This is a genomic window from Streptomyces sp. NPDC091371, assembly GCF_040684275.1.
In the GTDB taxonomy this organism is placed as follows: Bacteria; Actinomycetota; Actinomycetes; order Streptomycetales; family Streptomycetaceae; genus Streptomyces.
Map to the genome: position 1 here is coordinate 1 of NZ_JBFBFP010000009.1, position 17,544 is coordinate 17,544.

Annotated in this window: 21 protein-coding genes; 12 read left to right on the forward strand and 9 right to left on the reverse strand. The window is 71.2% G+C overall.

The window, feature by feature from the left end:
* The 3 genes from AB0O21_RS12790 to AB0O21_RS12800 all read right to left on the reverse strand — a co-directional run.
* On the reverse strand, positions 1-191 hold a 191-nt coding region (locus tag AB0O21_RS12790), incomplete at its 3' end, for a DUF2637 domain-containing protein (RefSeq protein WP_365170053.1).
* Positions 192-312: 121 nt separating this feature from the next.
* Complete coding sequence (locus AB0O21_RS12795; protein ID WP_365170056.1) at positions 313-1,092, reverse strand: DUF3558 family protein; 780 nt, start codon at positions 1,090-1,092, stop codon at positions 313-315.
* Between the two features lie 114 nt (positions 1,093-1,206).
* The gene (locus AB0O21_RS12800; RefSeq protein ID WP_365170059.1) at positions 1,207-2,061 is read right to left on the reverse strand and encodes a DUF3558 domain-containing protein; all 855 of its coding nucleotides are present in this window, start codon (positions 2,059-2,061) and stop codon (positions 1,207-1,209) included.
* A 164-nt stretch (positions 2,062-2,225) separates the two neighbouring features.
* On the opposite strand from AB0O21_RS12800, the gene AB0O21_RS12805 reads away from it, so the two are divergent.
* The 4 genes from AB0O21_RS12805 (at position 2,226) to AB0O21_RS12820 (ending at position 6,509) form a co-directional block, all read left to right on the forward strand.
* Positions 2,226-3,419 (forward strand): RtcB family protein, encoded by a 1,194-nt coding sequence (locus tag AB0O21_RS12805; RefSeq protein ID WP_365170062.1) that lies wholly within the window; start codon positions 2,226-2,228, stop codon positions 3,417-3,419.
* A gap of 154 nt (positions 3,420-3,573) precedes the next feature.
* Positions 3,574-4,779 carry an FAD-dependent oxidoreductase gene (locus AB0O21_RS12810; protein WP_365170065.1) on the forward strand — a complete coding sequence of 402 codons (1,206 nt, stop codon included), beginning with the start codon at positions 3,574-3,576 and terminating at the stop codon, positions 4,777-4,779.
* Positions 4,776-5,672 carry an RNA polymerase sigma-70 factor gene (locus AB0O21_RS12815; protein ID WP_365170068.1) on the forward strand — a complete coding sequence of 299 codons (897 nt, stop codon included), beginning with the start codon at positions 4,776-4,778 and terminating at the stop codon, positions 5,670-5,672. The genes AB0O21_RS12810 and AB0O21_RS12815 overlap by 4 nt, the downstream gene beginning before the upstream one ends.
* Positions 5,673-5,834: 162 nt before the next feature.
* Positions 5,835-6,509: a polysaccharide deacetylase family protein gene (locus AB0O21_RS12820; RefSeq protein WP_365170070.1), complete on the forward strand. Its 675-nt coding sequence runs from the start codon at positions 5,835-5,837 to the stop codon at positions 6,507-6,509.
* A gap of 3 nt (positions 6,510-6,512) precedes the next feature.
* Here AB0O21_RS12820 and AB0O21_RS12825 read toward each other — a convergent pair whose 3' ends face one another.
* Positions 6,513-7,280, reverse strand: a complete 768-nt coding sequence (locus AB0O21_RS12825; RefSeq protein WP_365170072.1) for an SDR family NAD(P)-dependent oxidoreductase — start codon at positions 7,278-7,280, stop codon at positions 6,513-6,515.
* A 209-nt stretch (positions 7,281-7,489) separates the two neighbouring features.
* Here AB0O21_RS12825 and AB0O21_RS12830 point away from each other — a divergent pair, with 209 nt between their 5' ends.
* Positions 7,490-7,966 (forward strand): hypothetical protein, encoded by a 477-nt coding sequence (locus AB0O21_RS12830; protein ID WP_365170618.1) that lies wholly within the window; start codon positions 7,490-7,492, stop codon positions 7,964-7,966.
* On the opposite strand, the gene AB0O21_RS12835 is transcribed toward AB0O21_RS12830, so the two are convergent.
* The gene (locus AB0O21_RS12835) at positions 7,954-8,703 is read right to left on the reverse strand and encodes a Mut7-C RNAse domain-containing protein (protein WP_365170075.1); all 750 of its coding nucleotides are present in this window, start codon (positions 8,701-8,703) and stop codon (positions 7,954-7,956) included. The two genes, AB0O21_RS12830 and AB0O21_RS12835, sit on opposite strands and share 13 nt — an antisense overlap.
* 41 nt (positions 8,704-8,744) lie before the next feature.
* Complete coding sequence (locus AB0O21_RS12840; RefSeq protein WP_365170078.1) at positions 8,745-9,167, reverse strand: helix-turn-helix domain-containing protein; 423 nt, start codon at positions 9,165-9,167, stop codon at positions 8,745-8,747.
* A gap of 123 nt (positions 9,168-9,290) precedes the next feature.
* On the opposite strand from AB0O21_RS12840, the gene AB0O21_RS12845 reads away from it, so the two are divergent.
* Positions 9,291-10,196: an NADP-dependent oxidoreductase gene (locus AB0O21_RS12845; protein ID WP_365170620.1), complete on the forward strand. Its 906-nt coding sequence runs from the start codon at positions 9,291-9,293 to the stop codon at positions 10,194-10,196.
* 86 nt (positions 10,197-10,282) lie between these two features.
* Here AB0O21_RS12845 and AB0O21_RS12850 read toward each other — a convergent pair whose 3' ends face one another.
* Complete coding sequence (locus tag AB0O21_RS12850; RefSeq protein WP_365170081.1) at positions 10,283-10,816, reverse strand: GNAT family N-acetyltransferase; 534 nt, start codon at positions 10,814-10,816, stop codon at positions 10,283-10,285.
* A 9-nt stretch (positions 10,817-10,825) separates the two neighbouring features.
* The gene (locus AB0O21_RS12855; protein ID WP_365170084.1) at positions 10,826-11,371 is read right to left on the reverse strand and encodes an ion channel; all 546 of its coding nucleotides are present in this window, start codon (positions 11,369-11,371) and stop codon (positions 10,826-10,828) included.
* A 122-nt stretch (positions 11,372-11,493) separates the two neighbouring features.
* Here AB0O21_RS12855 and AB0O21_RS12860 point away from each other — a divergent pair, with 122 nt between their 5' ends.
* The gene (locus tag AB0O21_RS12860) at positions 11,494-11,889 is read left to right on the forward strand and encodes an SHOCT domain-containing protein (protein ID WP_365170087.1); all 396 of its coding nucleotides are present in this window, start codon (positions 11,494-11,496) and stop codon (positions 11,887-11,889) included.
* A 58-nt stretch (positions 11,890-11,947) separates the two neighbouring features.
* Here AB0O21_RS12860 and AB0O21_RS12865 read toward each other — a convergent pair whose 3' ends face one another.
* Positions 11,948-12,385 (reverse strand): hypothetical protein, encoded by a 438-nt coding sequence (locus tag AB0O21_RS12865; protein WP_365170622.1) that lies wholly within the window; start codon positions 12,383-12,385, stop codon positions 11,948-11,950.
* Positions 12,386-12,695: 310 nt separating this feature from the next.
* Here AB0O21_RS12865 and hemL point away from each other — a divergent pair, with 310 nt between their 5' ends.
* The 5 genes from hemL (at position 12,696) to AB0O21_RS12890 (ending at position 17,544) form a co-directional block, all read left to right on the forward strand.
* Positions 12,696-14,018: a glutamate-1-semialdehyde 2,1-aminomutase gene (hemL, locus tag AB0O21_RS12870; protein WP_365170090.1), complete on the forward strand. Its 1,323-nt coding sequence runs from the start codon at positions 12,696-12,698 to the stop codon at positions 14,016-14,018.
* Positions 14,015-14,704, forward strand: coding sequence for a histidine phosphatase family protein (locus AB0O21_RS12875; protein WP_365170093.1), 690 nt, complete (start codon positions 14,015-14,017; stop codon positions 14,702-14,704). Before hemL ends, AB0O21_RS12875 begins: the two co-directional genes overlap by 4 nt.
* A 147-nt stretch (positions 14,705-14,851) precedes the next feature.
* The gene (locus tag AB0O21_RS12880; RefSeq protein ID WP_365170096.1) at positions 14,852-16,078 is read left to right on the forward strand and encodes a hypothetical protein; all 1,227 of its coding nucleotides are present in this window, start codon (positions 14,852-14,854) and stop codon (positions 16,076-16,078) included.
* An 85-nt stretch (positions 16,079-16,163) separates the two neighbouring features.
* The gene (locus AB0O21_RS12885; RefSeq protein WP_365170099.1) at positions 16,164-16,796 is read left to right on the forward strand and encodes a TlpA disulfide reductase family protein; all 633 of its coding nucleotides are present in this window, start codon (positions 16,164-16,166) and stop codon (positions 16,794-16,796) included.
* Between the two features lie 10 nt (positions 16,797-16,806).
* A complete protein-coding gene (locus tag AB0O21_RS12890; protein WP_365170101.1) occupies positions 16,807-17,544 on the forward strand; it encodes a cytochrome c biogenesis protein CcdA in 738 nt (245 codons plus the stop codon).

A 17,544-nucleotide genomic window follows, 5' to 3' on the forward strand; every position in this document is an offset into this window, starting at 1 on the left:
AGCAGCACGCAGATGCCGGCGTCGATACCGATCGGGAACACCAGGGAGAAGCTGCCGAAGCCCTTCTGCAACGCCAGGGCCCGCACCGCGGAGTAGGAACCCGCGAAGCCGATCCCCGCGATGACCACGGCACCGGCGACCACGACACCGATGAGTATCCGGTGCGTACGAGTCAGCTGCATCGCGGCCACCCGTGATCCCCTCCCCTTGTCGAGCACGTACGGAGCCCGTACGGAGCACTTACCGAGCCTTTACCACGCCACGGCAGGCACAGCGTAAGCCCGACCGGAAGTCTCGGCTCCCCTGGCCCCGCTACTGCTGGGGCTGCGCGGACTGCGACTGCTGCTGCTGGGGCTGCTGCGCCTGCTGCTGGTTCGCGGAGTCCACCGAGGCCACGATCTCCTTCGCCGCCACGATGGCGTCCTGCAGCATCTTCGCGTGGTCCGGCGCGCCGGCACCCTCGTACGCGGCACCGTTGAAGTCGAGCGTGATCACCACGTTGTGCGTGCGCGCCACGATCGTCGTGTTGAAGGAGTCCACGTCCTTCTTCACCGAGTACACGACCGACGTCCCCTGGTCGCCGATGCCGCCCGCCGGCTCCGCCTTCAGGTTCTGCGCACCCTCGGTCGCCTTCGCCAGCTCGACCTGCTTGTTGTACTGCTCCTCGGCACGCTTGTCGGCGCTGCCGAGCGAGGCGTGGGAGTCGTAGCGGAAGAAGGACGCCGACAGCCAGCGGTACTGCGAGCCCTTCAGGCCGTCCTCGTCCAGACCGTTCCAGGAGCAGCTCGCCCGGCTGGCCAGGTCGTTCGACTTGGCGGCCGAGCCGTTCTTGTCCTTCGCCTCCGGGACGAGCGCGTCGATCGTCGACGTCTGCAGGACCTTGCACGGGTCCGGCAGGGCCGCGTACGTCGCCTTCTCCAGGGAGGCCGAAGCCTTCCCGCTCGGCTTCGCGGACGAGGAGGAACCGGACTTCTTGCCGCTGCCCGAGTCCGAGTCCTTGCCCGAGTCGGAGGAGCAGCCGGCGACGGTGAGGATCACCGGGACGGCTGCGCAGGCGAGAACGCGGGTGAGGCGCGAGGCTGATCGGTGCATATTTCCTTCAGATGCGATGGTCGGACTACTTCGGACGCGAACCCGAGCAACGGTAGCCCGACCCGCCGCCGGCATGCTGTGCGCGCCGTCACCCCCGGGCGCGGCGCACACCCCTCACTCGTTGAAACGCTCGACCAACGCCTGCGCCAACTGCCTTGCCCTGTCCTGGGTTTCACCGCTCGGCGGCACCACACCGGGCAGGGCCGGCTGCACGCTGTACTCCACGGTCACGATGACATTCGAGGTACGGAACACAATCCGCACGGTCCGCGACTGCGCCGCGCTCGCCCCCGCGGGGCTCAGCTTGTCCTCGACGTAGGCCTCGCTCCCGAGCCCCTCCAGCACCCGCGACCCGAGCTCGACGGGCGTCGACGGACTGGTCGACGGACTCGTGCTCGGCGAAGGTACGCCCGGCGCGCCCGGGGCGGCGGGGGCGGCGGGCGCGGTAGGCGTGGGCGTGGGCGTGGCCGTCGGACTCGTACCAGCGGCCGGCCCGGGCAGCGGAAGGTGCGCATCCGTCAGTCGGCGCACGTACACCTGCCGCGCCTTGTCGTCGTCGCTCATCGTGGCCCGGTCGTACGAGACCACGCGCTCGAAGACCACCGACAGCAGCCGCGTCTCCTCGGGCGTCGTCGCGCTCCAGCGGCAGCCGACGTGCCGGTCGCCGTCGTAGGAGGCGTCCGCGACGCCCGCGTACAACTGGTCGCGCTGCGGGGCGGGCAGCGTGTCGGGGATCGGCAGCATCCCCTTCAGCCGCTTGCTCTCGACGCCGGCCTTGCAGGGCGCGGGCAGGCTGCGGTACTTCCCGGGCTGCGCGGGCGCGGCCTGGTTCCCGCCGCCCTTCGCGTCGCTGCCGCCCGGGGCGTCACCCCCGCCGGTGCACCCGGTCAGGCCGCTCGCGCCGGCCGCGAGCGCGGCGAACATCGCGATGCCGGGCAGGACTCGCCGTACCGCCGCCTTGCGCTGCACGTCCACTGGCCCCCTTAAATACGTTGCCGCGACTCGGGCGCGGATGGACACAATGTCTATCGCACACGCTGGTGCCGGCGCCGGTCCCCTGTCGCATTTGGGGCTAAGAGCGAGGCTTTTTGCGCATTCCGACTTTTCTGTGTTTTTCGGGGGATTGATTCCGCATGTCGTACGTAGAGGTACCCGGGGCGAAGGTTCCGATCCGGATGTGGACCGACCCCGCGTCGGTCGAGGACAGCGCGATGCGCCAGCTGCAGAACACGGCCGGCCTCCCGTGGATCAAGGGCCTGGCCGTCATGCCGGACGTCCACTACGGCAAGGGTGCGACGGTCGGCTCGGTCATCGCGATGAAGGACGCGGTCTGCCCGGCGGCGGTGGGCGTGGACATCGGCTGCGGTATGTCGGCGGTGAAGACGTCCCTGACGGCGAACGACCTGCCGGGGGACCTGTCGAAGCTGCGGTCGCGGATCGAGCAGGTGATTCCGGTGGGGACGGGTCTGCACAAGGAGGCCGTGGACCCCTCGAGGTTGTACGGCTTCTCGGTGCAGGGGTATGACGACCTCTGGACGCGGTTCGACTACATCGCCGATGCGGTCAAATTCCGTCGGGAACGCGCCATGAAGCAGATCGGAACGCTCGGATCCGGCAACCATTTCATCGAATTCTGTCTCGATGAGTCAGGTTCGGTCTGGCTGATGCTCCACTCCGGCTCCCGGGGCATCGGCAACGAGCTTGCGGCCCACCACATCGGCGTGGCCCACGGCCTCGCCCACAACCAGGGTCTGGTCGACCGCGACCTGGCCGTGTTCCTGGCCGCCACCCCGGAGATGGAGGCGTACCGCAACGACCTGTTCTGGGCTCAGGAGTACGCCAAGTACAACCGCGCCGCGATGATGAGCCTGTTCAAGGAAGTCATCCGCAAGGAGTTCCGCAAGGCGAAGGTCTCCTTCGAGCAGGAGATCAGCTGCCACCACAACTACGTGGCGGAAGAGCGGTACGACGGCATGGACCTCCTGGTCACGCGCAAGGGCGCGATCCGCGCAGGCAGCGGCGATTACGGGATCATCCCGGGTTCCATGGGCACGGGCTCGTACATCGTGAAGGGCCTCGGCAACGAGAAGTCCTTCAACTCGGCCTCGCACGGCGCGGGCCGGAAGATGAGCCGCACGGCGGCGAAGAAGAAGTTCTCGGCACGCGACCTGGCGGAGCAGACCAAGGGCGTCGAGTGCCGCAAGGACTCGGGCGTCGTGGACGAGATCCCGGGCGCGTACAAGTCGATCGAGCAGGTCATCGACCAGCAGACCGACCTCGTGCAGGTGGTGGCCAAGCTCAAGCAGGTCATCTGCATCAAGGGCTGACGCCCGCACGCGAGGGGCCCGGACCGGCAACGGTCCGGGCCCCTTTGGCATGCCCGGACGGTGCCCGGGAAGTGATCCGGGCCACACCGTGTCACAGCCGGCGGGGGTGCGGTGTCTTGTGGGCGAGCCCATGGAGACGGACGAAGGAGACACCGTGAGCGAGAACATCGACGTTGTGGTGATCGGTGGCGGGTACGCCGGAGTCATGGCCGCCAATCGGCTGACGCAGCGCGACGGCGTGACCGTGACCCTGGTCAACCCGCGCCCGGACTTCGTCCACCGGATCCGGCTGCACCAGATGGTGGCCGGGAAGGACCCCGCGGTCGTCGGGTACCGGGAGGTGCTCGCCGAGGGCGTGCGGCTGGTCGTCGACGCCGCGGTGCGGATCGATGCGGCCGGGCGGTGTGTGGAGCTGGCGGGCGGGGGTGCGGTCGGTTACGACTACCTGGTCTACGCGGTGGGCAGCGGGAGCGCCGATCCGGGTGTGCCCGGGGCCGCGGAGTTCGCGTACCCGATCGCGACCTTCGAGGAGGCGGAGCGGCTGCGCCCGGCGCTGGAGGCCGCGCCGGCGACGGCTCCGGTGGTGGTGGTCGGGGCCGGGCCGACCGGGATCGAGACGGCCGCGGAGCTGGCGGAGCAGGGGCGGGCCGTGACGCTGGTGTGCGGTGGGGTGCTGGGGCCGTACCTGCACGCCCGGGGTCGGCGCTCGGTCGCGCGGCGGCTGGGCAAGCTCGGGGTGACCGTGCTGGAGGGCCCCGACGCGCGGGTGGCGGAGGTGGCCCGGGATGCCGTGCGGCTGGCCGGCGGCCGTGAGCTGCCGAGCGCGGTGACCATCTGGACGGCCGGCTTCGGCGTGCCGGACCTGGCAGTGCGGAGCGGGCTGCGTACCGACGCGCTGGGGCGGCTGCTGACGGACGAGACGCTGACCAGCCTGGATGATGACAGGATCCTCGCGGCCGGGGACTCGGCTGCGCCGTCGGGGCTGCCCCTGCGGATGAGCTGCCAGGCCGCGATCCCGCTGGGCGCGCGGGCCGCGGACACCGTGCTCAGCAGGATCGGGGACGAGCAGCCCGCGACCCTCAACCAGGTGTTCGCCGGCCAGTGCATCAGCCTGGGGCGGGGTGCGGGCATCTTCCAGTTCGCGCACAAGAACGACACCGCGCTGTGGTTCCACGTTGCCGGCACTCCGGGCGCGAAGCTGAAGGAGATCGTCTGCAAGGGCGTCGTCAAGCACCTGGCCGAGGAGGCGCACAAGCCCGGCGGGTACGGCCTGCACAAGGTCTCGGGCGGTGGCGTGCGCGAGGAGGTTCTGCGCAACGGGCTGGCGGGGCAGGTCGAAAGGGAGATGATCAAGGTATGAGTGATCAAGCCACCGACGGGGCGACCGAGACGTTCGTCGCCCACCGCAATCTGCTCTTCACCGTCGCCTACGAGATGCTCGGCTCGGCGGCCGACGCCGAGGACGTGCTCCAGGAGACCTGGCTGCGGTGGGTGGAGGTCGATCTGGAGCAGGTGCGCGACCAGCGCGCGTACCTGGTCCGCATCACGACCCGGCAGGCCCTGAACCGGCTGCGCAGCATGTCGCGCCGCAAGGAGTCGTACGTCGGGCCGTGGCTGCCGGAGCCGCTGCTCACGGCGCCGGACGTGGCGCAGGACGTCGAGCTGGCGGAGAGCGTGTCGATGGCGGTCATGCTGGTGCTGGAGACGCTGTCGCCGACGGAGCGTGCGGTGTTCGTGCTGCGCGAGGTGTTCGACGTCGGGTACGAGGAGATCGCGGCCGCGGTGGACAAGACCCCGGCGGCGGTGCGCCAGATCGCGCACCGGGCCCGGAAGCACGTCGATGCCCGGCGCCCGCGTGAGGTGGTGTCGCAGAGCGAGACGCGGGCGGCCCTGGAGTCGTTCCAGCGGGCGCTCGAAGGCGGTGACCTGCAAGGTCTCCTCGATGTGCTGGCGCCCGAGGTGGTGCTGATGAGCGACGGCGGCGGCATCAAGCAGGCGGCGGTGCGGCCGATCCTCGGCTCGGACAAGGTGTCCCGCTTCATGATCGGCGGGCTCCGCAAGAACGAGATCCCGTTCACCGTCGGCCTGACCCTGGTCAACGGCAGCCCGGCGCTGGTGGTCCACCTGGACGGGGAGCTCGACGGGATCATGGCGGCGCGTGTCGAGGACGGGCGCATCTCTGGCCTCTACTACGTCCGCAACCCGGAGAAGCTGTCGCGCGCTGAGTCGGAGACGCCGCTCACGCTGCGGTGAGCTGCCGGGGGGCCCGGACCGGTCGTAGCCGGCTGCCCGGGCCCCACGGCCGTCCGATGTGGTGGGGAGCGGCAACTCCTTCATCGCGCGCCCGCTTTCGGCGGAGGGAACGCCCAAGTAGGGGGTTGACGCCCGGACTTGGTCTAGACCAAGGTGTGCGGCATGTGGAGATCTCGCGTGCTTGTCGCCGCGCTCGCGTCGTTGTCGCTCGCCCTCACCGCCGCCGGGTCCGCTCAGGCCGGGGTCGGGCTGCCGCCCGTCGTGGCGCATGTGCCGACTCAGGAGAACGTCGTCTTCATCACCATCGACGACGGCTGGAACCACGATCCGGAGGCCGCACGGATCCTGCTGGAGAAGCGGGTGCCGGTGTCGTTGTTCCTGCTGCCGGGGGCGACCTCGTACGACACCCAGTACTTCACCGCGCTCACGGAGCAGGGGCGGGCGAGCGTCGAGAACCACACCGTCAACCACCCCGATCTGACCACCCTCGACGCCGCCGGGAAGGACGCCGAGGTGTGTGGGGCGGGGGAGCAGCTGCAGGCCGCCTTCGGGCGGACCCCGAAGCTGCTGCGGCCGCCGTACGGGGCCGTCAACGACGAGGTGCGGCTCGCGGCGAAGGCGTGCGGGGTGAAGGCGCTCGTGACGTGGACGTACGACTTCACGACCTGGAGCGAGACGCCGCCGACCCCGCAGCTGAAGGCCGGTGACATCGTGCTGCTGCACTTCACGCCGACCCTGGCCGCCGACCTGCAGCGGGCGCTGGACGCGGCGAAGGCGGCCGGGCTGAAGCCGGCCGCCCTCGTGCCGCACCTGAAGGCGGCCGGGCTGGTCCCGTAGGGACTAGAGCTCGCGGTGCAGCTTCGTGTTCGAGGCCTGGGCGCGGGGGCGGACCACCAGGAGGTCGATGTTGACGTGGCTGGGACGGGTCACCGCCCAGGTGATGGTCTCGGCCACGTCGTCGGCGGAGAGGGGCTCCGCGACGCCCTCGTAGACCTTGGCCGCGCGCTCGGTGTCGCCGCGGAAGCGGGTCTTCGCGAACTCCTCGGTCTTGACCAGGCCCGGGGCGATCTCGATGACGCGTACGGGCTGGCCGACGAGCTCCAGGCGGAGGGTCTCGGCGAGGACGCGGGCGCCGTTCTTGGCGGCGACGTAGCCCGCGCCGCCCTCGTAGGTGGCGTGCCCGGCGGTGGAAGAGAGGACGACCACCGTGCCGTCGCCGGAGGCGGTGATCGCGGGGAGCAGGGCCTGGGTGACGTTGAGGGTGCCGATGACGTTGGTCTCGTACATCGTGCGCCAGTCGGCCGGGTCGCCGGTGGCCACGGGGTCGACGCCGAGGGCGCCGCCCGCGTTGTTGACGACCACGTCGCAGCGGTCGAGGGACGCGGCGAAGGCGTCGACGGCGGCCCGGTCGGTGACGTCGAGGGCGTGGGCGGCGGCGGAGTGGCCGGCCGCGGTGATCTCGGCGGCGAGGGTCTCGATGCGGTCCTTGCGGCGGGCGGTGAGGATGACGTGGTAGCCGGCCGCGGCGAGCTGCCGGGCGGTGGCCGCGCCGATGCCGCTGCTCGCTCCGGTGACTACGGCGGTGCGGGTGGCCGTGGTCGTGCTCATGTGCGGGGCTCCTCGGTCGTTCGTTCGTACGGGCGAATACTCGCCAGCATAGGCCGGGCGGCGGGGGTCGGCGGCCGAGCGGCGCGGGGCGGCGGCGTGGGCGGATGGGTGCATGCCCCGCCCTCATTCGTGTGATGGTCCGACCGGTCGGGTACTGCGCTGGCTAGCCTCCGCGCGAAGAGCGCGAAGAGGAGGTGGTGGCGGTGGCGATGCGCCGTGGTGCCGTGTCGGGTGTGGTGGTGGCGGGGTTGTCCGGGCTGCTGGCGTTCGGGGCCCAGGCTCCCGCGGGGGCCTGGGCCGGGCCGGAGGCGGACGTTTCGTACCACGGCCGCGTCGCCCTGGCCGACGCGCAGCTGAGGGTCTGGCTGGTCCCGGAGAACGAGGGGCCCTCGGAGGTGCCGAACGCGACGGTGCGGGTGCGGCTGTCGGTCGACCTCGCGGACCGGCAGGAGCTGGCCGCGGGCTGTGCCCGGGCGGGGCTGCGCGAGGTGGTGTGCGAGACCGGGCCGATGCCGCTGCACGGCCGCGGCCGGCACATCGGGATGGTGCTGGGGCTGCGGGAGCGGGCGCCGGAGGTGGTGGTGCGGGTGGACACGTGGTGGAACGGCGGCGCCACGGACCGCAACCTCGCCAACAACGAGCACGTGGTGCTCGCGCTGGACACCGGTGACGCCTACGCCTTCTGAGCGCGTGCCTCCGTACCGCCGAATTCCGTGAGGGCCTCGTCGACGATCCGCTCCAGGCGGGCGTGGTGGGCGCCGCGCCAGTAGACGCGCTCGCATTCGGTGCACTGCGCGAACACGTCGTAGGAGCGGTGCGTGCCGCGCTCCAGGCGGTCGCCGACGCTGTCCTTGTCGGCCTCGCGCAGCGGCCCGTTGCAGGCGGTGCAGCGGGTCCACGGTGCGAGGGCGGGAGCGAACCGGCCCAGTACGTCGCGCAGTTGCTCGTCGGGGTTGTCGCTGTAGACGTACGCGCCGGCGAAGAGCTCGCGGCGGCGCAGCAGTCCGCGGTCGCGGGAGAGCAGGACGCGCTGTTCGGCGGCGGAGCGGGTGGCGAGGGCCGGGTCGCCGATGTCCTCGTTCTCGTAGGCGGCGTCGACGCCGAGCAGGCGCAGGCGGCGCGCGAGCGTGCCGAGGTGGACGTCGAGGAGGAAGCGGAGCGGGGCGCCGTCGACGCGCTGGGGCCGCTCGACGCCGAACACCTCGACGTTCTGGCCGTCTTGGGGCACGTACGAGACGGGCACCTCGTGGCCGTCGACGAGGAGGCGGCCGACTTCGGTGAGCGGGACTCCGGCGGATTCGACGACGTGTCCGATGCTGGAGGCGCCGTCGGTTGCCGTCGGTACGCGCTCCGCGCGCCTGCTGGGTGCGGCGAAGAGGCGCAGGTCGGGGGCGAGGGTGAGCTGAATGCCGGGTCCGTTCACGTTGTCAGCATGCCACTGCGGGGGTGTGGGGCGCGGGGGTTTTACTGCTCGGCCGCGGCCGCGGCCTCGTCGTAGGCCTGGCGGTGGGCGCTGACCTTGTCGAAGTGGTTCTCGGCCCACAGTTTCACGGAGGAGAGCAGGCAGGCGAGGCTGCCGCCGAGTTCGGTGAGCCGGTAGTCGACGCGGACGGGGACGGTGGGGGTGACGGTGCGGGTGACGAGGCCGTCGCGTTCGAGGGAGCGCAGGGTCTGGGTGAGCATCTTCTGGCTGACGCCGGGGATCCTGCGGCCGAGGTCGCTGTAGCGCATGGTGCGGTCGTCGGCCTCGGCGAGGGCGCTGACGACGAGGCCGACCCACTTGTCGCTGATGCGGGCCAGGAGTTGCCCGGTGGGGCATTCCTTGAGGAAGGCGTCGTAGGCGTGACGGGCTTCTTCGCGGCGGGCCGCGGCGGTGCGGGTGGCCATGGGTGCCCCACTTCCGGGTCGGGTACGCACTCAGAGGTACGTACTTACGGAAAGAGAGTACCTCTCCCTAGGTTAGTGCTCACGGAAAACGAGCAACGGGGAGAGATCATGAGCATCGCAACGATGAAGGCAGTGGTCGTGAGCGAGTTCGGCGGGCCCGAGCGCGTCGAGATCGCCGAGGTGCCGCTCCCGCGCCCGGAGGCCGGCCAGGTCCGCGTCCGGGTCCGCGCCGCCGGGGTCAACCCGGTGGACGGCGCCGTCCGCGCCGGGGTGTTCGGCGGGGCCGGGCAGCGGATCGGCCTCGGCTGGGACGTGGCGGGGGAGATCGACGAGGTCGGCGCCGGGGTGGCCGGCTGGGCCGCCGGGCAGCGGGTCGTCGGGCTGCACTACGGGACGGTCAAGCCGCTGGGCACGCACGCCGAGTACGCCGTCCTCGACGCCACCGCCATTGCCGCCGCGCCGGCCACCGTGGACACCGCGACCGCGGCGGGACTGCCCCTCGCCGGGCTCACCGCGGGCCGTGCCGTGGACCTCCTCGGCCTCGCCCCCGGCTCCTCGGTGCTGGTCACCGGCGCCGCCGGGGTGGTCGGAGCCCTCGCGGTGCAGCTCGCGGTACGGGCCGGGCTGGAGGTGACGGCTCTCGCGGGCGCCGGCGACGAGGCGTACCTGCGCTCGCTGGGCGCGGCCGCCTTCGTCCCCCGCGGCGGGGCGGGGCCGGCCGAGCCGGTGGACGGGGTGCTGGACGCGGCCGTACTGGGGGAGTCCGCGCTCGGCTTCGTCCGCGACGGCGGCGTGTACGTCGGCCTGATCCCGGGTGCGGCCCCGGCCCCGGCCGCGGAGCGCGGGGTGCGGGTGGTGGAACAGGAGGTCGCCGCGGACGGGGAGCACCTGGCCCGCCTGGTCTCCCTGGTCGACGCGGGCGGCCTCGCGCTGCGGGCCGGGGAGGCCTTCGACCTCGCGGACGCCGCCGAGGCACACGACCGGCTGGCGACCCCGGGCGTGCGGGGCCGGATCATCCTGACGGCGTGACCTGGGCGGCGTGACCGGGGCGGTGTGACCTGGCCACGCGACCCCGGCCGCGCGCCCCCCCGCCGCGCGGCCCTGAGGGCGTGTCCTCAGGGCCGCCCGATCCGCAGGCACCAGTCGTTGCTCGGGTGGGGCACCCCGGGCGGGTACTCGAACTCGACCTCGCCGAGGCAGGCGAACCCCGCCCGGCGGGCGACGGCGTTCGAGGCCGGGTGGTCGGTGCCGGGGAAGGCGTGCAGGGTCGCGCGGCCGGGGGAGCCGTGGGCGCGGACGTACGACAGCAGCTCCCGCAGTGCGACCACCGCGAGGCCCAGCCCCTGGTACTCGGGCAGGATGCCCCAGCCGGTCTCGTACACCGGCTCGCCCTGCCACTCCCGCTCCCAGAAGCCGATGGAGCCGACGCTCTCGCCGGCCGGCTCCAGCACCACCCGGAACATCCGCCCGGCGGCCGGCTCCCGGGCGCTCATGGCCTCGTAGCGCCGCTGCCGGTCGAGGAGCTTCGCGGCGGGCTCCGGTCCGCCGAGGTGCTCGGTCATGACGGGTTCGTTCTTGCGCTCCAGCAGCCAGAAGTCGTCCGCCGTCCAGGGCGCCAGCCGTACCGCGGGGTCCTCGCGTTCCACCATGACCGCACCCTACGGTTCTTCTTCGAGGTCCTCCTCGATCCCCTTCCGGCGCAGCCCCATCCGGACGGCGCCGAACAGCACCTTCGCGACGATGCCGACGACGATCAGGTCGGCGGCCATCTGTGCGGTGGTGAGGACGCGGGCGGACTCGGAGACGGGCGCGATGTCGCCGAAGCCGACGGTCGCGAACACGGTGACGGTGAAGTACAGGGCGTCGGTCCTGGTCAGGGACTCCGTGAACGAGGCCGGGTACTCCTTGGCGATGAGGAAGTACACCGCCGCGAACATCACCAGGAACAACGGCACCGCGGTGGCCAGGGCCTCGATCGCGCGCAGCCGCGGATACTCCGAACGGGCGATGGCGGAGACCTGCCAGGCCAGCAGGGCGCCGAACAGGGCCAGCCCGGTGAGCAGCATCAAGACGGTGCCGAGCCCCACCTGGCGGTCCAGCGGGACCAGGTAGTACAGCGCCGTGAGCAGGGCGGTCGAGGCCACCGAGCGGGCCAGGTGACCGATGACACGGCGGCGGCGCTGCCAGTCGTCCGGAAGGCTCATGTCTTCATCGTCGGGGGCCATGCGCTCCGCGTGCGACTCCGATCACCGGACGGTATGAAGGATTGGAGCGCGCGGATGATCCGTATATATGCGGATACGCGCGGAGACGATCGGAGTCGGGCATGGATGACTACCCGCTGCTGAACCTCTTCTGGACGATGCTGTGGCTGTTCCTGTGGATCATGTGGTTCTTCCTGCTCTTCAAGGTCATCTCGGACATCTTCCGGGACCACGGGATGAGCGGGTGGGGCAAGGCGGGGTGGCTGATCCTGGTGCTCCTGCTGCCGTACCTCGGCGTCTTCATCTACCTGATCGCCCGCGGCCCGAGCATGGCCGAGCGGGACGCGAAGCAGATGAAGCAGAGCGAGGAGGCCTTCCAGGCCTACGTCCGCCAGGCGGCCGGCAGCGGCGGAGGCGGCGGCTCGGCGGACGAGCTGCACAAGCTCTCCGTGCTCAAGGACAAGGGCGACATCACCCAGGCGGAGTTCGACCAGGCCAAGCAGAAGCTCCTGGCCTAGGCGGTTGCCCGGTACCGACGCCCGGTCGCGCACCCGCGCGACCGGGTGCTGCGGCCCGTCAGGGCCAGACCAGGCAGTACGCCTGGTGGCCGTTCTCGTGGAGGCGGTGGGAGAAGTCCTGCCACTCGTGGAGCAGCTGGTAGACGTTGAACGCGTCGCTCGGGCCGCCGCGGTCCGGGACCGTGGACCAGATGAACGCCGCCGCTCCCACCGACTCCTCGCCGATGCCGCGCAGCGGGTCGACCACCGTCATCGGGAGCTTGACCACCGCGTAGTCGGGGTGCAGGACGACGAGCTCCAGCGGCGGGACCTTGTGGAGGGGTATGCCCTCGATGCCGGTCAGGACCATCGCGGCCACCGTCTCCGGCTTGATCTTGCTGAAGAGGCCGCCCATGCCGAGCTCGTCGCCGCCGAGCTCCTCCGGGCGCATGGTGACCGGGACCCGGGCGGCGGAAGCGCCGTCGGGGGCGCCGAAGTACCTGTACGTCACTCCCATGCCCCGGCCGCCCTTGGGCAGGTCGTCGTCCGACGGCAGGGTGGGCCCGGGGACGGCGTCGGCCGCCTCCGCCGCGCGGCGGCGGTGCTTGCCCCGGCGGCGGGCCTCGCGGGCTTCGCGGGCGCGCTGCGGATCGAGGCCGTCCGTACCCTCGCCCGGTCCACCACCGCGTTGCATATCTCCACCCGACTGGTCTTGCTCGCCCCGGCCCCGCGGCCCCCGCCACGCAGCCTGATCATCATGGCAGTGACCTCCCCCGCGGCGACGCGGTGAAACGCCCGCCCGCAAGTCTGTCGCGGCCTCTGAGACCATGGCTGGTGTGAGCTACCCGTACCCGTATGAAGCCCCAGTTTCGCAGACGCTCTTCGAGCGCGCCTCCCTCGTGACCCCCGGCGGCGTGAACTCTCCCGTGCGCGCCTTCCGCGCCGTGGGCGGTACGCCCCGGTTCATGGTGTCCGGCACCGGTCCGTACCTCACCGACGCCGACGGTCGCGAGTACGTCGACCTCGTGTGCTCGTGGGGACCGATGATCCTCGGCCACTCCCACCCCGAGGTGATCGAGGCCGTCCAGGCCGCCGTCGCCCGCGGGACCTCCTTCGGCACCCCCGGCGAGGGCGAGGTCGCCCTTGCGGAGGAGATCGTCGCCCGGATCGAGCCGGTCGAGCAGGTCCGGCTGGTGTCGTCGGGCACAGAGGCGACCATGTCGGCGATCCGCCTCGCGCGCGGCTTCACCGGCCGGGCCAAGGTCGTGAAGTTCGCGGGCTGCTACCACGGCCACGTGGACGCGCTGCTGGCCGCCGCCGGTTCCGGTCTCGCGACCTTCGCGCTGCCGGACACGCCCGGTGTCACGGGCGCGCAGGCCGGCGACACGATCGTGCTGCCCTACAACGACCTCGAAGCGGTACGGGCGGCCTTCGCCGCGCACCCCGGCGAGATCGCCTGCGTGATCACCGAGGCCGCGCCCGGCAACATGGGCGTGGTGACCCCGCTCGACGGGTTCAACCAGGGGCTCGCCGACCTCTGCCGCGAGAACGGCGCCCTGTACATCTCCGACGAGGTCATGACCGGCTTCCGTACCTCCCGCGCCGGCTGGTACGGCGTGGACGGGGTCAAGCCCGACCTGATGACCTTCGGCAAGGTCATGGGCGGCGGCTTCCCGGCCGCGGCCTTCGGCGGCCGCGCCGACGTCATGGGCCACCTCGCGCCCGCCGGGCCCGTCTACCAGGCCGGCACGCTCTCCGGGAACCCGATCGCCACCGCCGCCGGCCTCGCGCAGCTGCGCCTGCTGGACGCGGCCGCGTACGACAAGGTCAACGCCGTGTCGAAGGAGATCCAGGGGCTCGTCACGGCGGCGCTGGCCAAGGAGGGCGTGGCGCACCGGCTGCAGACCGCGTCCAACATGTTCTCCGTCTTCTTCACCGAGGACGAGGTCCGCAACTACGACGACGCCAAGAAGCAGGAGTCCTTCCGCTTCAACGGCTTCTTCCACTCGATGCTGGCGCAGGGCGTCTACCTGCCGCCGTCCGCGTTCGAATCCTGGTTCGTGTCCACCGCCCACGACGAGCAGGCGATCGAGCGGATCGCGGCGGCCCTGCCCGCCGCCGCCCGGGCCGCCGCGGAGGCCACCGCATGAGCACAGCCCCCTCGAACGACCTCACCGTCGTGCACCTGGTGCGCCACGGCGAGGTGCACAACCCGGACGGGGTCCTGTACGGGCGCCGCGAGGGCTACCACCTCTCCGAGCTGGGCCGGCAGATGGCGGACCGGGTCGCCGAGCACCTGAAGGGCCGGGACGTCACCTACGTGGTGGCCTCCCCGCTGGAGCGGGCGCAGGAGACGGCCGAGCCGATCGCCAAGGTGCACGGCCTGGCCCTGGCGACGGACGCGCGGCTGCTGGAGGCGGAGAACGTCTTCGAGGGCAAGACCTTCGGCGTCGGCGACGGCGCGCTGCGCAAGCCGGGCAACTGGAAGCACCTGACGAACCCGTTCAAGCCCTCCTGGGGCGAGCCGTACGTCGACCAGGTGGTCCGGATGATGAGCGCGCTGGAGGCGGCGCGCGACGCGGCGCGCGGCCACGAGGCGGTGGCGGTCAGCCACCAGCTGCCGATCTGGATCGTGCGGAGCTGGGCGGAGAAGCGCCGGCTGTGGCACGACCCGCGCCGCCGGCAGTGCACGCTCGCCTCGCTGACGTCGTTCACGTTCCAGGGCGACAAGCTGGTGTCCGTGGGCTACAGCGAGCCGGCCCGGGACCTGGTCCCGGCCCATCTCCTGGCCGGAGCGAAGCCGGTGAAGGGCGCGTCGAAGGCGTTCGGCGCCTGATCGGCGGACTGTTACGGGCCGTTACATACCGGTCCAACTAAATACAAAGATGCGCGGGAATCACCGTGTCAGCACACAGCTGCGTCCAACTTGTCCGTTTATATGGACTTTGGGTCGGAATGTGTGAACGACAGTGGGGACGGTGACATGCGCGACTTCAGTCGAAGGGGAGTGCTGGGGCTCGGACTTGGGGCGGCCGCCGCGGTGGGTATCGCGGGCTGCGGCTCACCGGACAAGGCCGAGCCCGGCACCCCCGGGCCGATAAAGAACCCCAAGGCCGGCGAGAGCCCGGCCGCCAAGGCCATCGGTGACGGCTCCACCGCCGACACCGGTCCGCAGCCCAACCAGCCGGCCAAACCGGTGCCCCTGCAGCCGGGCGAGACGCCGCCGCAGTTCGTCGTCTTCAGCTGGGACGGCGCGGGGGAGATCGGCAACGGACTCTTCCCGCGTTTCCTCAAGCTCGCCAAGGACCACGGCGCGGGCATGACCTTCTTCCTCTCGGGCCTCTACCTGCTGCCCGAGTCGAAGAAGAGCCTCTACCAGCCGCCGAACAACCCCGTAGGGGCCTCGGACATCGGCTACCTCAAGGACGAGAACGTCCGCTCCACCATCAAGTACGTCCGCGAGGCCTGGCTCGACGGCCACGAGATAGGCACCCACTTCAACGGCCACTTCTGCGGCGGCTCCGGCTCCGTCGGCAAGTGGAGCCCCGCCGACTGGCAGAGCGAGATCGACCAGGCCGTGTCCTTCGTCACCAACTGGCGCACGAACACCGGCTTCACCGACCTGGCGCCCCTGCCCTTCGACTACCGCAAGGAACTGGTCGGCGCCCGCACCCCCTGCCTCCTCGGCCAGGACAACCTGCTCGCCACCGCCCAGAAGCTCGGCTGGCGCTACGACTCCAGCTCGCCGGGCGGCCTCCAGCAGTGGCCGGTGAAGAAGTCCGGCCTCTGGGACCTGCCGCTGCAGTCCCTGCCCTTCCCCGGGCACTCCTTCGAGGTGCTGTCGATGGACTACAACATCCTCGCCAACCAGTCGAAGAACACCACGAAGGGCGTCCCCTCCAACTACCCGGCCTGGCGCACCCAGGCCACCGCCACCTACCTCGGCGGCTTCAAGCGGGCCTACGAGACCAACCGTGCGCCGCTCTTCATCGGCAACCACTTCGAGGAGTGGAACGGCGGCATCTACATGGACGCCGTCGAGGAAGCCCTCAAGGGCATGGCGGACAAAAAGGATGTACGGCTCGTATCGTTCCGTCAGTTCGCCGACTGGCTCGACGTCCAGGACCCCAAGGTCCTCGCCCGGCTCCGCGGCCTCGGCCCCGGCCAGGCACCCGCCGGCGGCTGGAGCGCCTACATGACGGCCGCCTGACCCGGCCCCGTACGCCTGACCAGCGCATTGACAGCCCTCCGGGGGGCGCGGCAGATCCCGGAATTGCTCATGCGAAACTTTTCACATGAGCCTTAGCCGCGCCCCCCGTCGCCGCTCGACCAGCGGCCGCGTCCTCCTGCTGACCGCGGTGACCCTCGCGAGCGCCCTCACCCTCACGGCGTGCGGCGACGGGGACAGCGGCAGCAAGCCGAACGGCAGCTCCGGCGGCAACTACGTCACGGGCGCCGGCGGCATCTCCACCGTCGCCCGGGGCGAACGCACCGAGGCCCCCAAGCTCGACGGCGAGAGCGTCGACGGCAAGACCCTCGACACCACCGCCCTCAAGGGCAAGGTCGTCGTCCTCAACGTGTGGGGCTCCTGGTGCCCGCCGTGCCGGGCCGAGGCCCCGCACTTCGCGAAGGTCTCCAAGGAGCTCGCCGACGCCGGCCAGGACGTGGCCTTCGTCGGCATCAACACCCGCGACACCAGCAAGCAGAACGCGACCGCCTTCGAGACGAACTACGGGATCACCTACCCGAGCTTCTACGACCCCGACGGCAAGCTGATGCTCCGCTTCCCCAAGGGCACGCTCAACCCGCAGGCCATCCCCTCCACGATCGTCCTCGACAAGGAGGGGAAGATCGCGGCCCGCACCCTGGTCGCGGTCAACGAGGAGCAGCTGCGCTCGATGATCGTCCCGCTCCTCGCGGAGAAGTGAGCCGGCCGGCGTGAACACCACGGTCCTCAACGGCGCCCTGCTGCTCGCCCTGCCCATCTCGGTCCTCGCCGGGCTGGTCTCCTTCTTCTCGCCCTGCGTGCTGCCGCTCGTCCCCGGCTACCTCTCCTACGTGACCGGTGTGAGCGGCGCCGACCTCGCCGAGGCCCGGCGCGGCCGGATGCTGGCGGGCGCGAGCCTGTTCATCGCGGGCTTCACCGCCGTCTTCGTCTCCACCGGGGCCCTCTTCGGCTACTTCGGCGCGAGCCTCCAGGACAACAAGGAGGTCATCTCCCGGGTGCTCGGCGCCCTGGTGATCGTCCTCGGCCTCTTCTTCATGGGGGCCATCCCCGGTCTGACGATGCGGGAGTTCCGCTTCCACAAGAAGCCGACCGCGGGCCTCCTCGGCGCGCCCCTGCTCGGCGTGCTCTTCGGCGTCGGCTGGACGCCCTGCATGGGCCCGACCCTCGCCGCCGTCAACACCCTCTCCATCGACCAGGCGAGCGCCGGCCGCGGAGCCCTGCTGACCGTGGCCTACTGCCTCGGCCTCGGCCTGCCCTTCATCCTCGCCGCGATCGCCTTCCGCAAGGCGCTCGGCGCGTTCGGCTGGGTGAAGAAGCACTATGCGTGGGTGATGCGCATCGGTGGCGGCATGCTGGTCCTCACCGGTCTGCTGCTCGTCACAGGATTGTGGGACAGCATCGTCAGCGACATGCAGAGCTGGACCCAAGGCTTCACGGTGGGGATCTGA